Raw genomic sequence first — 12,458 nt, 5'->3', positions numbered from 1 at the left:
TTCGTTCGAAGTGCATTTTGTGCGTTGAACAATCTGTTTAAACAAGTTACAATTCAAGTCTTGAAGCGATTCGCGGGTTTTATAAGTTGTTTTCCCGGATTGCATGCAGTGCCGACGTGGTGAAATTGGTAGACACGCTATCTTGAGGGGGTAGTGGCGAAAGCTGTGCGAGTTCGAGTCTCGCCGTCGGCACCAAAATGTTATCTAAATGCCAGCCGCTTGCTTCGCTTCGGCTGGCATTTTCACTTTCAGGGCACGGCTTGCGTTGGGCTTGCGGCATGTGCGTTTCGGAAGTGATTTCGCGTCAGGAGTGCTATGCTCTTGGCGGCACTCAGAACCAACCGATTGAGGATAGTCTTGAACCTCGCAGCCTATTTCCCCGTCTTGTTGTTCCTCATTGTAGGCACCGGTTTAGGCGTAGCGCTGGTCAGTATCGGCAAGATTCTTGGTCCCAACAAGCCCGATACCGAGAAAAACGCACCGTACGAGTGCGGCTTCGAAGCATTCGAAGATGCGCGCATGAAGTTCGATGTGCGCTACTACCTCGTCGCCATTCTCTTCATCATTTTCGACCTTGAAACCGCGTTCCTGTTCCCGTGGGGTGTGGCCCTGCGCGACATCGGCTGGCCCGGCTTCATGGCAATGATGATTTTCCTGCTCGAATTCCTGCTGGGCTTTGCCTATATCTGGAAGAAAGGCGGCCTCGACTGGGAATGATGGATTAATCGCCGGTTTGCGTGGGTGGCCAAGGCTTGCCGCCCCGTCTGGAGTGGAAAGCAAATGAGTATCGAAGGGGTCTTGAAGGAAGGGTTTGTCACCACCACGGCAGACAAACTGATCAACTGGACGCGCACCGGCTCGTTGTGGCCGATGACGTTCGGTCTTGCGTGCTGTGCAGTCGAGATGATGCATGCGGGCGCTGCCCGTTATGACCTCGACCGCTTCGGCGTGGTGTTTCGTCCGAGTCCGCGTCAGTCGGACGTGATGATCGTCGCCGGCACGCTGTGCAACAAGATGGCGCCCGCTTTGCGCAAGGTCTACGACCAGATGGCCGAGCCGCGCTGGGTGATTTCGATGGGCTCATGCGCGAACGGCGGCGGCTACTACCACTACTCGTATTCGGTAGTGCGCGGCTGCGACCGGATCGTGCCGGTCGACGTCTATGTGCCGGGTTGCCCGCCCACCGCGGAAGCGCTGGTGTACGGCGTGATCCAGTTGCAGGCCAAGATTCGCCGCACCAACACCATCGCCCGTCAATAAGGCCAACGCCTCCCCCCACAATATGGCAAGCAAACTCGAGACCCTGAAAGCGAACCTCGAGGCGGCCTTTGGCGGCCTCCTGCTGAGCACCACCGAGGCAATCGGTGAATTGACGATCGTCGTGAAGGCAAGCGACTACCTCGACGTGGCAACGCGTCTGCGCGACGACCGTTCGCTCGGTTTCGAGCAATGCGTCGATCTGTGCGGTGTCGACTATCAGACCTACGCTGACGGCGCTTACGACGGCCCGCGTTTCGCGGCCGTTCTGCATTTGTTGTCGGTGCAGAACAACTGGCGCCTGCGTTTGCGCGTGTTCGCGCCGGACGACGAAGTGCCGATCCTGCCGTCCGTCGTCGAAATCTGGAATTCGGTCAACTGGTACGAGCGCGAAGCATTCGACCTGTACGGCATCGTCTTCGAAGGCCACCCGGACCTGCGCCGCATCCTGACCGACTACGGCTTCATTGGTCACCCGTTCCGTAAAGATTTCCCTGTCTCCGGCTACGTCGAAATGCGTTACGACCCGGAAGAGAAGCGCGTCGTCTATCAGCCTGTGACGATCGAGCCGCGGGAAATCACGCCGCGCGTGATCCGCGAGGATCGCTATGGCGGTCTGAAACACTAAGAGAACGCCATGGCAGAGATCAAGAATTACACGCTCAACTTCGGCCCTCAGCATCCGGCAGCACACGGTGTGCTGCGCCTCGTGCTCGAACTCGACGGCGAAGTCATCCAGCGCGCCGATCCGCACATCGGTCTGCTGCATCGCGCGACTGAAAAGCTCGCTGAAACCAAGACGTTCATCCAGTCCGTGCCGTACATGGACCGTCTCGACTACGTGTCGATGATGGTCAACGAGCACGGCTACGTGATGGCGATCGAGAAGCTGCTCGGCATCGACGTGCCGGTGCGTGCGCAATATATCCGCGTGATGTTCGACGAAGTCACGCGCGTGCTGAACCACCTGATGTGGATCGGCGCACACGCGCTCGACGTCGGTGCAATGGCGGTGTTCCTGTATGCGTTCCGCGAACGCGAAGATCTGATGGATGTGTACGAAGCGGTATCCGGCGCACGGATGCACGCGGCCTACTATCGTCCGGGTGGCGTCTATCGCGATCTGCCGGACGCGATGCCGCAATACAAGGCTTCGAAGATTCGCAATGCGAAGGCCTTGTCGAAGATGAACGAGAACCGCCAGGGTTCGCTGCTCGACTTCATCGACGACTTCTTCACGCGTTTTCCGAAGTGCGTCGACGAATACGAGACGTTGCTCACCGACAACCGGATCTGGAAGCAACGCCTGGTCGGTATCGGCGTGGTCAGTCCGGAACGCGCGCTGCAACTCGGTATGACCGGCGCGATGCTGCGCGGCTCGGGTATCGAGTGGGATCTGCGCAAGAAGCAGCCGTACGAGGTCTACGACAAGCTCGATTTCGACATCCCGGTCGGCGTGAACGGTGACTGCTATGACCGCTATCTGGTGCGTGTCGAAGAAATGCGCCAATCCACGCGGATCGTGAAACAGTGCATTGAGTGGCTGCGCAAGAATCCGGGCCCGGTGATGATCGACAATCACAAGGTTGCGCCGCCGTCGCGCGTCGGCATGAAGTCGAACATGGAAGAGTTGATTCACCACTTCAAGCTCTTCACGGAAGGCTTCCATGTTCCGGAAGGCGAAGCGTACGCGGCGGTCGAGCATCCGAAGGGCGAGTTCGGCATCTATCTGATCTCGGACGGCGCCAACAAGCCGTATCGCCTGAAGATCCGCGCGCCGGGCTACGCGCACCTGTCCTCGCTGGACGAAATGGCGCGTGGTCACATGATCGCCGACGCCGTGACGATCATCGGCACGCAGGACATCGTGTTCGGCGAAGTGGATCGCTAGGACGTATTCATCGGCGCGTGTCTTCAGATTGCACCGAAGCGCGCGTCAAGCAAAGGAACGCCGGGTCTGTCGCAGCATGATGTGAGCGACGGGTTTTCGTTCGGTAGGAATTGAAAGAGTCGTGTCTGAAAATGATCTCAGCTGAAGGCCTGAAAGAAATCGATCGTGCGATCGCGAAGTATCCCGCCGATCAGAAACAGTCCGCCGTGATGTCGGCGTTGGCCGTTGCTCAGGAAGAGCATGGCTGGCTGTCGCCCGAACTCATGCAGTTCGTCGCGGACTATCTCGGCATGCCGGCGGTCGCCGTGCAGGAGGTGGCTACCTTCTACACGATGTACGAGACCTCGCCGGTCGGCAAGCACAAGATCACGCTCTGCACGAACCTGCCGTGCCAGCTCGGCCCGGACGGCGGTTCCGACAGCGCCGCTGAATACCTGAAGCAGAAGCTCGGCATCGACTTCGGCGAAACCACGCCCGACGGCAAGTTCACCTTGAAAGAAGGTGAGTGTATGGGGTCGTGCGGCGACGCGCCGGTGATGCTGGTGAACAACCATCGCATGTGCAGCTTCATGAGCCGCGCGAAGATCGACCAGCTGCTCGAGGAACTTTCGAAATGACGTCTTTACACGATCGTCACATCAAACCGCTGATTCTCGCCGGCCTGAACGGCGACAATTGGCATCTCGAAGACTATGTGGCGCGCGGCGGTTACGCCCAGCTGCGCCGCATTCTGGAAGAAAAGATTCCGCCCGAGCAGGTGATCGCCGACGTCAAGGCGTCGGGTCTGCGCGGCCGTGGCGGTGCGGGCTTCCCGACTGGTCTGAAGTGGAGCTTCATGCCGCGTCAGTTCCCGGGGCAGAAGTACCTCGTTTGCAATTCGGACGAGGGCGAACCGGGCACGTTCAAGGACCGCGACATCCTGCGCTTCAATCCGCACTCGCTGATTGAAGGCATGGCCATCGGCGCGTACGCGATGGGCATTACGGTCGGCTACAACTATATCCACGGCGAAATCTTCGAAGTCTATCGGCGCTTTGAACAGGCGTTGGACGAAGCTCGCCGCGCCGGATTCCTTGGCGAAAACATCATGGGTTCGGGCTTCTCGTTCGAACTGCATGCGCATCACGGTTACGGCGCCTACATCTGCGGCGAAGAAACCGCGCTGCTCGAATCGCTGGAAGGCAAGAAAGGCCAGCCGCGCTTCAAGCCGCCGTTCCCGGCGAGCTTCGGCGTGTACGGCAAGCCGACCACGATCAACAACACCGAGACGTTCGCCGCAGTGCCATTCCTGCTCGCGATCGGTCCGCAGAATTACCTCGAAATCGGCAAGCCGAACAACGGCGGCACGAAGATTTTCTCGGTGTCGGGCGACGTCGAGCGTCCGGGCAACTATGAAATTCCGCTCGGCACACCGTTCGCCACGCTGATGGAACTCGCCGGCGGCATCCGCGGCGGCAAGAAGATCAAGGCCGTGATTCCTGGCGGTTCATCGGCGCCGGTGATTCCGGGCGAGATGATGATGCAGACCGACATGGATTACGACTCGATCGCCAAGGCTGGCTCGATGCTCGGCTCGGGCGCGGTCATCGTGATGGACGAGACGCGCTGCATGGTGCGTTCGCTGCTGCGCCTGTCGTATTTCTATTACGAAGAGTCGTGCGGTCAATGCACGCCTTGCCGTGAAGGCACGGGCTGGCTGTACCGCGTCGTCCATCGTATCGAGCATGGGCTCGGGCGTCCGGAAGATCTGGATCTGTTGAACTCGGTCGCCGAAAACATCATGGGCCGCACGATTTGTGCGCTCGGCGATGCAGCGGCCATGCCGGTTCGCGGCATGCTCAAGCACTACTGGGACGAATTCGAATATCACGTCGCCCATAAGCATTGTCTCGTTGGCGGTCACGCCGGCGCGGCGGCGGCGACGGAAACAGTGGCCGCTTGAGTTGGCCAGCTGGGCTGGCTCACCAGATAACCACCAGACGAACACGTCAACCGCGGGATTCATCGCCTGACACGGGCGATGAACAGGCGAACGATTGAGCGGTAACAGGTTAAGGAAGATTGACCATCATGGTTGAACTTGAAATAGACGGCAAGAAAGTAGAGGTGCCTGAAGGCAGCATGGTGATCCAGGCTGCGCATAAGGTCGACACGTACATTCCTCACTTCTGCTATCACAAGAAGCTGTCGATTGCGGCCAACTGCCGGATGTGTCTGGTCGATGTCGAGAAGATGCCGAAGGCCGTGCCCGCATGCGCGACGCCGGTGTCGGCGGGCATGATCGTGCGCACCAAGTCGGACAAGGCCGTGAAGGGCCAGCAAGCCGTGATGGAATTTCTGCTGATCAACCACCCGTTGGATTGCCCGATCTGCGACCAGGGCGGCGAGTGCCAGTTGCAGGATCTGGCCGTGGGCTACGGCAAGTCGGCGTCGCGCTATAGCGAAGAAAAGCGCGTGGTGTTCCACAAGAACGTCGGCCCGCTGATCTCGATGGAAGAGATGTCGCGTTGCATCCACTGCACGCGTTGCGTCCGTTTCGGCCAGGAAGTGGCCGGCGTGATGGAACTCGGCATGCTGGGCCGCGGCGAGCATTCGGAAATCACGTCGTTTGTCGGCAAGACGGTCGACTCCGAACTGTCGGGCAACATGATCGACCTGTGCCCGGTGGGTGCGCTGACCAGCAAGCCGTTCCGCTACAGTGCCCGCACGTGGGAACTGTCGCGCCGCAAGTCGGTGAGCCCGCACGATTCCGTCGGCGCGAATCTCGTGGTGCAAGTGAAGAACAATCGCGTGATGCGGGTTCTGCCGTTCGAAAACGAATCCATCAACGAATGCTGGATCTCGGACAAGGACCGCTTCTCGTATGAAGCGCTGAACAGTCCTGAGCGTCTGACGCAGCCGATGCTCAAGCAAGGCGGCAAGTGGGTCGAGACCGACTGGCAGACCGCGCTCGAGTACGTTGTCAAGGGGCTGAAGGGCATCAAGGGCGACCACGGCGCGAACGCGCTGGCCGCGCTCGGTAGCGCCCACAGCACCGTCGAAGAACTGTTCCTGTTGAAGCAGCTCGCGCAAGCGGTCGGCACGCCGAACGTCGACTTCCGTCTGCGCCAGTCGGATTTCTCCTCGCCGGTCAACGGTGCGCCGTGGCTGGGTACGAGCATCGCCGATCTGTCGAACGTCGACTCCGCACTGGTGATCGGTTCGGACCTGCGTCGCGATCATCCGCTGTTTGCAGCGCGTCTGCGCCAGGCGGCGAAGAACGGCGCGAAGCTCACGCTCGTGCAAGCGACCGGCGACGACGCATTGATTCCGCAAGCACAACGCGTGGTCGCGGCGCCGTCGGCATGGCTCGACGCGCTGGCCGGTATCGCCGGTGCAATTTCGGAAGCCAACGGCGTCGCATTGCCGGAAGCGTTCGCCGGCACGTCGCCTACGGACGCCAACAAGCAGGTGGCGAAGTCGCTCGCTACCGGTGAGCGCCGCCTCGTGCTGCTCGGCAACGGCGCGATTCGTCATCCGGACTTCGCGGTCATTCACGCCGCTGCGCAGTGGATCGCGGACGCAACCGGTGCAACGCTCGGCTTCCTCACGGAAGCGGCCAACACGGTTGGCGCGCATCTCGTGAACGCACTGCCGGGCGAGGGTGGTCTGAATGCGCGCGAAGTATTCGAGCAACCGCGCAAGGGTTATGTGCTGCTCAACCTCGAGCCGGAATTCGACACGGTCAATCCGGCGCAGGCTCTGGCCGCGCTGAAGCAAGCCGAAATGGTCGTGGTGATGTCGCCGTTCCAGATCGGCGCCGAATACGCGGACGTGCTGCTGCCGATCGCACCGTTCACGGAAACAGCCGGTACGTTCGTCAACGCCGAAGGTACGGTGCAGACGTTCAACGGTGTCGTGCGTCCGCTGGGCGACACGCGTCCGGCATGGAAGGTGTTGCGCGTGCTGGGCAGCCTGCTCGGCGCGCCGGGTTTCGAATTCGACACGGCGGAAGAAGTTCGCGTGGCCGCTCTCGGCGACGGCGAACTCACGTCGCGTCTGTCGAACAAGACGGGCGTGGCGGTCGCACGCGGCAAGACGGCGAAAGCGGCGGAAGGCAAGTTCGAGCGCATCGCCAACGTGCCGATCTACCACGCCGACGCGATGGTGCGTCGCGCGGATTCGCTGCACCTCACCGCGGCGGCACGCGCGGCGAACTCGGTCGGCTTGCCGGCCGCGCTGTTCGACAAACTGGGTTTGAAGGAAGGCGACGCAGTGCGCGTGCGCCAGGGCGAGCAATCGGTGCAGTTGCCGGCCGTGCGCGACGCGAATCTTGCGGAGACGGTCGTCCGCGTATCGGCGGCTACGCCTGCCGGTGCAGCGCTGGGCAGCCTGTTCGGTGAACTGCTGGTGGAGAAGGCGTAAATGAGCTTGTTCGATACGATCAACTCGGGCGGCACCCAGCTTCTCGGTGTGGCATGGCCCACGGTGTGGGCGCTGGTGCGCATCCTGGTGGTAGCCGTCGTGATCCTGCTGTGCGTCGCTTACCTGATTCTCTGGGAGCGTAAGCTGATTGGCTGGATGCACGTGCGTCTCGGCCCGAACCGCGTCGGCCCCGCAGGTCTTTTGCAGCCGATCGCCGACGTGCTGAAGCTGCTGCTGAAGGAAGTGATTCAGCCGGCGCAGGCGAGCCGCTGGATTTACCTGATCGCGCCGATCATGGTGGTGGTACCGGCCTTTGCGGTCTGGGCGGTGATTCCGTTCCAGGCGGGCGCGGTGCTCGGCGACATCAACGCGGGTCTGCTGTACGCGATGGCCATCTCGTCGATCGGCGTGTACGGCGTGATTCTGGCCGGCTGGGCGTCGAACTCGAAGTACGCGTTCCTCGGCGCGATGCGCGCTGCGGCGCAGATGGTCTCGTACGAAATCTCGATGGGCTTCGCGCTCGTCGTCGTGCTGATGACGGCCGGCACGCTGAACCTGTCGGGCATCGTCGGTTCGCAAGAACACGGCTTCTTCGCGTCGCACGGCCTGAACTTCCTGTCGTGGAACTGGCTGCCGCTGTTGCCGATGTTCGTCGTGTACTTCATCTCGGGCATCGCTGAAACGAACCGTCACCCGTTCGACGTGGTGGAAGGCGAGTCGGAAATCGTCGCGGGCCACATGATCGATTACTCGGGTATGGCGTTCGCGCTGTTCTTCCTCGCCGAGTACATCAACATGATCGTGATCTCGGCGTTGGCTGCAACACTGTTCCTTGGTGGCTGGAGCGCCCCGTTCGGGTTTCTGTCGTTTATCCCGGGCATCTTCTGGCTCGTCCTCAAGGTTTTCTTCCTGCTGTCGGTGTTCATCTGGGCGCGTGCCACATTCCCGCGCTATCGCTATGACCAGATCATGCGTCTGGGCTGGAAAGTCTTCATTCCGGTCTGCGTGGTGTGGCTAGTGGTGGTCGGCTTCTGGATCATGTCGCCGTTGAATATCTGGAAATAAAGGGCGGATGAACCCATGACCGCAATCCAAAACTTTTTCAAGACCTTCTTCCTGACGGAACTGCTCAAGGGCCTCGCGCTGACCGGACGTTATACGTTCCAGCGCAAGGTGACCGTGCAGTTTCCGGAAGAGAAGACCCCGATCTCGCCGCGTTTCCGCGGTCTGCATGCGCTGCGCCGCTATGAGAACGGCGAAGAGCGCTGCATCGCATGCAAGCTGTGCGAGGCGGTGTGCCCGGCGCTCGCGATCACGATCGAATCGGAAACGCGTGCGGACAACACCCGTCGCACGACGCGCTACGACATCGACCTGACCAAGTGCATCTTCTGCGGCTTCTGCGAAGAAAGCTGCCCGGTCGATTCGATCGTCGAGACGCACATTCTCGAGTATCACGGTGAAAAGCGTGGCGATCTGTACTTCACGAAAGACATGCTGCTGGCCGTCGGCGATCGCTACGAAGCAGAGATCGCTGCGAACAAGGCAGCCGACGCACCGTATCGTTGAAGCGCTTCCCGGCTGATGCAATAAACGCAGCGGGAAACGCAGCAGTAGAGGCGGCACCCAAAGCAGTAACACGGCCTGTTGTCGGGCCGAGCGCCGCGGCCCGAACGCCGCGGCACGGCGCACCTGTGTGGCGGTTCTGGCGGTCTTCCGCTTTTGCCAAGCACGCGTGCCAAAGAACAATGCCTGACGATGGCCTAACGATGAACCGGTAATCATGGAATTCACGACCGTACTGTTCTACATCTTCGCGCTGCTCCTGGTTGTCTCGGGGCTGAAGGTGATCACCTCGCGCAACCCGGTGTCGTCCGCACTGTTTCTGGTGCTGGCGTTCTTCAACGCAGCGGCGATCTGGATGCTGCTGGAGGCCGAGTTCCTCGCGATCCTGCTGGTGCTGGTCTACGTCGGCGCGGTGATGGTGCTGTTCCTGTTCGTCGTGATGATGCTGGACATCAATCTCGACGTGCTGCGCAAGGACTTCAAACGCTTCGTGCCGATGGCCACGCTGGTGGGCGCGATCATCGTGATCGAAACCGCGCTGATCCTGTGGCACGGTTACGGCGCGACGAGCACCGCGCTGCGTGACACGGCGGCGGCCGCGAACGGCATGGGCGACTGGTCGAACACCCGCCTGATCGGCAAGGTCATCTACACCGACTACATCTTCGCGTTCGAAATCGCCGGCCTCGTGCTGCTGGTGGCAATCATCGCGGCAATCGCGCTGACCACGAGCCACAAGAAAGACAGCAAGCGCCAGAACGTCAGTCAGCAGGTCAAGGTGCGTGCGCAGGACCGTGTGCGCGTCGTGAAGATGGCGTCGGAAAAAACCGCGGCAACCGTCGCGGCAGAAGAAGCCGCCGCAGCGGCGGCAGCGGCCGAGCAGGCCTCTGCCAAGAACAGCTGAGCGGACAGGAGATAGAAATCATGTTGACCCTTGCTCATTACCTTGTGCTCGGCGCGATCCTGTTTGCGATCAGCGTCGTCGGCATTTTCCTGAACCGCCGCAACGTCATCATCATCCTGATGGCGATCGAACTGATGCTGCTCGCGGTGAACACCAATTTCGTCGCGTTCTCGCACTACCTCGGCGACGTGCATGGCCAGATCTTCGTCTTCTTCGTGCTGACGGTTGCAGCGGCGGAAGCGGCGATCGGCCTCGCAATTCTGGTGACCCTGTTCCGTAGCCTCGACACGATCAATGTCGAGGATCTCGATCAGCTCAAAGGTTAATTTCAGGAAAAGCGGTTATGTCCACGATACTCAATGAAAACCTGCTGTTGGCAATCCCGCTGGCACCGCTCGCCGGTTCCCTGGTTGCAGGACTGTTCGGGAAGGCGGTAGGGCGAGCCGGTGCGCATTCGGTCACGATCCTCGGCGTCGCGATCTCGTTCATCCTCTCGGCCGTCGTATTTTTCCAGGTGCTGGACGGCGCGAGCTTCAACGCGACCGTCTACCAGTGGATGGCGATCGGCAAGACGCAGTTCGAAGTCGGCTTCCTGGTCGACTCGCTGACCGCGATGATGATGTGCGTGGTGACCTTCGTGTCGCTGATGGTGCACGTCTACACGATCGGCTACATGGCCGACGACGACGGCTACCAGCGCTTCTTCTCGTACATCTCGCTGTTCACGTTCTCGATGTTGATGCTCGTGATGAGCAACAACTTCCTGCAACTGTTCTTCGGCTGGGAAGCGGTAGGCTTGGTGTCGTACCTGCTGATCGGTTTCTACTTCACGCGCCCGACCGCGATCTACGCGAACATGAAGGCGTTCATCGTGAACCGCATCGGCGACTTCGGCTTCCTGCTGGGTATCGGTCTGCTGTTCGCGTTCGCCGGTTCGATGAACTACGGCGACGTGTTCGCGAAGCGCACCGAACTCGCTGCGTTGACGTTCCCGGGTACGGACTGGGGTCTGCTGACGGTCGCTTGTATCTGCCTCTTCATCGGCGCGATGGGTAAGTCGGCGCAGTTCCCGCTGCACGTGTGGCTGCCGGATTCGATGGAAGGCCCGACGCCGATCTCCGCGCTGATTCACGCGGCAACCATGGTGACGGCCGGTATCTTCATGGTCACGCGCATGTCGCCGCTGTTCGAACTGTCGGATACGGCGCTGTCGTTCGTGATGATCATTGGCGCGATCACCGCGCTGTTCATGGGTTTCCTGGGGATCATCCAGAACGACATCAAACGTGTGGTCGCGTATTCCACGCTGTCGCAGCTCGGTTACATGACGGTCGCGCTCGGCGCGTCGGCTTACTCCGTCGCCGTGTTCCACCTGATGACGCACGCGTTCTTCAAGGCGCTGCTGTTCCTCGGCGCGGGTTCGGTGATCATCGGCATGCACCACGATCAGGACATCCGCAACATGGGCGGTCTGCGCAAGTACATGCCGATCACGTGGATCACGTCGCTGGTCGGTTCGCTGGCGTTGATCGGTACGCCGTTCTTCTCGGGCTTCTACTCGAAAGACTCGATCATTGACGCAGTGAAGCTGTCGCATCTGCCGGGTTCGGGTTTCGCGTATTTCGCGGTGGTGGCGAGCGTGTTCGTCACTGCGCTGTATTCGTTCCGTATGTACTTCCTGGTGTTCCACGGCAAGGAGCGCTTCCGCGATCCGAAGCATCCGGAATCGCCGATGGGCATCGAAGCGGCCGCGCATGCGCATGACGCTCATGGCCATGAGCACGGCCACGACGCGCATGGCCACGGTCACGACGACCACGCTCACGAGCCGCACGAAACGCCGTGGGTGGTGTGGCTGCCGCTCGTGCTGCTGGCGATTCCGTCGGTGGTGATTGGCGCGATCGGCGTCGGTCCGATGCTGTTCGGCGACTTCTTCCAGCATGGCGTGGCGTTCGACAAGGTGATCTACATCGGCGAAAACCATCCGGCGGTGCACGAGATGGCCGAGGAATTCCGCGGCTGGGCGTCGATGGGGCTGCACTCGGTGTCGGGTCTGCCGGTGTGGCTGGCGCTTGCGGGCGTGGTGGTCGCATGGTTCCTGTATCTGGTCCGTCCGGATCTGCCGGCTGTCATCAAGCGCGCGTTCGGCCCGATCTACACGTTGCTCGATAACAAGTACTACATGGACAAGATCAACGAAGTCGTGTTTGCGCGGGGCGCCGTGGCAATTGGCCGTGGTCTCTGGAAGGAAGGGGACGTCGTCGTGATCGACGGCATCGTCAACGGCAGCGCACGCTTTATCGGCTGGTTCGCCGGCGTGATCCGCTTCCTCCAATCCGGCTACATCTACCACTATGCGTTTGCCATGATTATCGGCATGTTGGGGCTCCTGACCCTGTTTGTAACGCTCGGCGGCAAATAAGGCGAGGGACACTA

12 protein-coding genes and 1 tRNA gene are annotated in these 12,458 nt (G+C 60.7%); all 13 read left to right on the top strand.

Translation table 11 applies throughout. From position 1 onward, the window contains the following. Positions 1-110 precede the first annotated feature (110 nt). The 13 genes from BGI01S_RS18760 (at position 111) to nuoL (ending at position 12,444) form a co-directional block, all read left to right on the top strand. Positions 111-195: transfer RNA gene (locus BGI01S_RS18760), tRNA-Leu, on the top strand. A 162-nt stretch (positions 196-357) separates the two neighbouring features. Next, on the top strand, positions 358-717 hold the full coding sequence (locus BGI01S_RS18755) for an NADH-quinone oxidoreductase subunit A (RefSeq protein ID WP_007175615.1): 360 nt from the start codon (positions 358-360) through the stop codon (positions 715-717). A gap of 63 nt (positions 718-780) precedes the next feature. Further along, positions 781-1,260 (top strand): NuoB/complex I 20 kDa subunit family protein, encoded by a 480-nt coding sequence (locus tag BGI01S_RS18750; RefSeq protein WP_006052903.1) that lies wholly within the window; start codon positions 781-783, stop codon positions 1,258-1,260. A 22-nt stretch (positions 1,261-1,282) separates the two neighbouring features. Further along, positions 1,283-1,885, top strand: coding sequence for an NADH-quinone oxidoreductase subunit C (locus BGI01S_RS18745; RefSeq protein ID WP_042327493.1), 603 nt, complete (start codon positions 1,283-1,285; stop codon positions 1,883-1,885). Between the two features lie 9 nt (positions 1,886-1,894). Further along, complete coding sequence (locus tag BGI01S_RS18740) at positions 1,895-3,148, top strand: NADH-quinone oxidoreductase subunit D (RefSeq protein ID WP_042327492.1); 1,254 nt, start codon at positions 1,895-1,897, stop codon at positions 3,146-3,148. Between the two features lie 131 nt (positions 3,149-3,279). Beyond that, positions 3,280-3,765 (top strand): NADH-quinone oxidoreductase subunit NuoE, encoded by a 486-nt coding sequence (nuoE, locus tag BGI01S_RS18735; RefSeq protein WP_042327491.1) that lies wholly within the window; start codon positions 3,280-3,282, stop codon positions 3,763-3,765. Then, positions 3,762-5,090 carry an NADH-quinone oxidoreductase subunit NuoF gene (gene nuoF, locus BGI01S_RS18730; protein ID WP_042327490.1) on the top strand — a complete coding sequence of 443 codons (1,329 nt, stop codon included), beginning with the start codon at positions 3,762-3,764 and terminating at the stop codon, positions 5,088-5,090. The genes nuoE and nuoF overlap by 4 nt, the downstream gene beginning before the upstream one ends. A gap of 128 nt (positions 5,091-5,218) precedes the next feature. Continuing rightward, positions 5,219-7,552 carry an NADH-quinone oxidoreductase subunit NuoG gene (gene nuoG / locus BGI01S_RS18725; RefSeq protein WP_042327489.1) on the top strand — a complete coding sequence of 778 codons (2,334 nt, stop codon included), beginning with the start codon at positions 5,219-5,221 and terminating at the stop codon, positions 7,550-7,552. Further along, complete coding sequence (nuoH, locus tag BGI01S_RS18720; RefSeq protein WP_042327488.1) at positions 7,553-8,617, top strand: NADH-quinone oxidoreductase subunit NuoH; 1,065 nt, start codon at positions 7,553-7,555, stop codon at positions 8,615-8,617. Positions 8,618-8,632: 15 nt separating this feature from the next. Continuing rightward, positions 8,633-9,121 carry an NADH-quinone oxidoreductase subunit NuoI gene (gene nuoI / locus BGI01S_RS18715; protein ID WP_012432383.1) on the top strand — a complete coding sequence of 163 codons (489 nt, stop codon included), beginning with the start codon at positions 8,633-8,635 and terminating at the stop codon, positions 9,119-9,121. A 214-nt stretch (positions 9,122-9,335) separates the two neighbouring features. Further along, a complete protein-coding gene (locus BGI01S_RS18710) occupies positions 9,336-10,022 on the top strand; it encodes an NADH-quinone oxidoreductase subunit J (protein WP_042327487.1) in 687 nt (228 codons plus the stop codon). 20 nt (positions 10,023-10,042) lie between these two features. After that, positions 10,043-10,348, top strand: a complete 306-nt coding sequence (nuoK, locus tag BGI01S_RS18705) for an NADH-quinone oxidoreductase subunit NuoK (protein WP_013339863.1) — start codon at positions 10,043-10,045, stop codon at positions 10,346-10,348. A gap of 17 nt (positions 10,349-10,365) precedes the next feature. After that, positions 10,366-12,444, top strand: coding sequence for an NADH-quinone oxidoreductase subunit L (nuoL, locus tag BGI01S_RS18700; protein WP_042327486.1), 2,079 nt, complete (start codon positions 10,366-10,368; stop codon positions 12,442-12,444). The last annotated feature ends 14 nt before the right edge of the window (positions 12,445-12,458 follow it).

The sequence above is a fragment of the Paraburkholderia ginsengisoli NBRC 100965 genome, assembly GCF_000739735.1.
GTDB lineage: Bacteria > Pseudomonadota > Gammaproteobacteria > Burkholderiales > Burkholderiaceae > Paraburkholderia > Paraburkholderia ginsengisoli.
Note: the sequence above shows the minus strand (reverse complement) of the source record. Positions and strands in the feature narration are given on the sequence as shown.

What these genes read in the sequence shown, in the direction of transcription:
- BGI01S_RS18750 (WP_006052903.1), top strand. Translation starts at nt 781, where the DNA reads ATGAGTATCGAAGGGGTCTTGAAGGAAGGGTTTGTCACCACCACGGCA.
- BGI01S_RS18745 (WP_042327493.1), top strand. Translation starts at nt 1,283, where the DNA reads ATGGCAAGCAAACTCGAGACCCTGAAAGCGAACCTCGAGGCGGCCTTT.
- BGI01S_RS18740 (WP_042327492.1), top strand. Translation starts at nt 1,895, where the DNA reads ATGGCAGAGATCAAGAATTACACGCTCAACTTCGGCCCTCAGCATCCG.
- nuoE (WP_042327491.1), top strand. Translation starts at nt 3,280, where the DNA reads ATGATCTCAGCTGAAGGCCTGAAAGAAATCGATCGTGCGATCGCGAAG.
- nuoF (WP_042327490.1), top strand. Translation starts at nt 3,762, where the DNA reads ATGACGTCTTTACACGATCGTCACATCAAACCGCTGATTCTCGCCGGC.
- nuoG (WP_042327489.1), top strand. Translation starts at nt 5,219, where the DNA reads ATGGTTGAACTTGAAATAGACGGCAAGAAAGTAGAGGTGCCTGAAGGC.
- nuoH (WP_042327488.1), top strand. Translation starts at nt 7,553, where the DNA reads ATGAGCTTGTTCGATACGATCAACTCGGGCGGCACCCAGCTTCTCGGT.
- nuoI (WP_012432383.1), top strand. Translation starts at nt 8,633, where the DNA reads ATGACCGCAATCCAAAACTTTTTCAAGACCTTCTTCCTGACGGAACTG.
- BGI01S_RS18710 (WP_042327487.1), top strand. Translation starts at nt 9,336, where the DNA reads ATGGAATTCACGACCGTACTGTTCTACATCTTCGCGCTGCTCCTGGTT.
- nuoK (WP_013339863.1), top strand. Translation starts at nt 10,043, where the DNA reads ATGTTGACCCTTGCTCATTACCTTGTGCTCGGCGCGATCCTGTTTGCG.
- nuoL (WP_042327486.1), top strand. Translation starts at nt 10,366, where the DNA reads ATGTCCACGATACTCAATGAAAACCTGCTGTTGGCAATCCCGCTGGCA.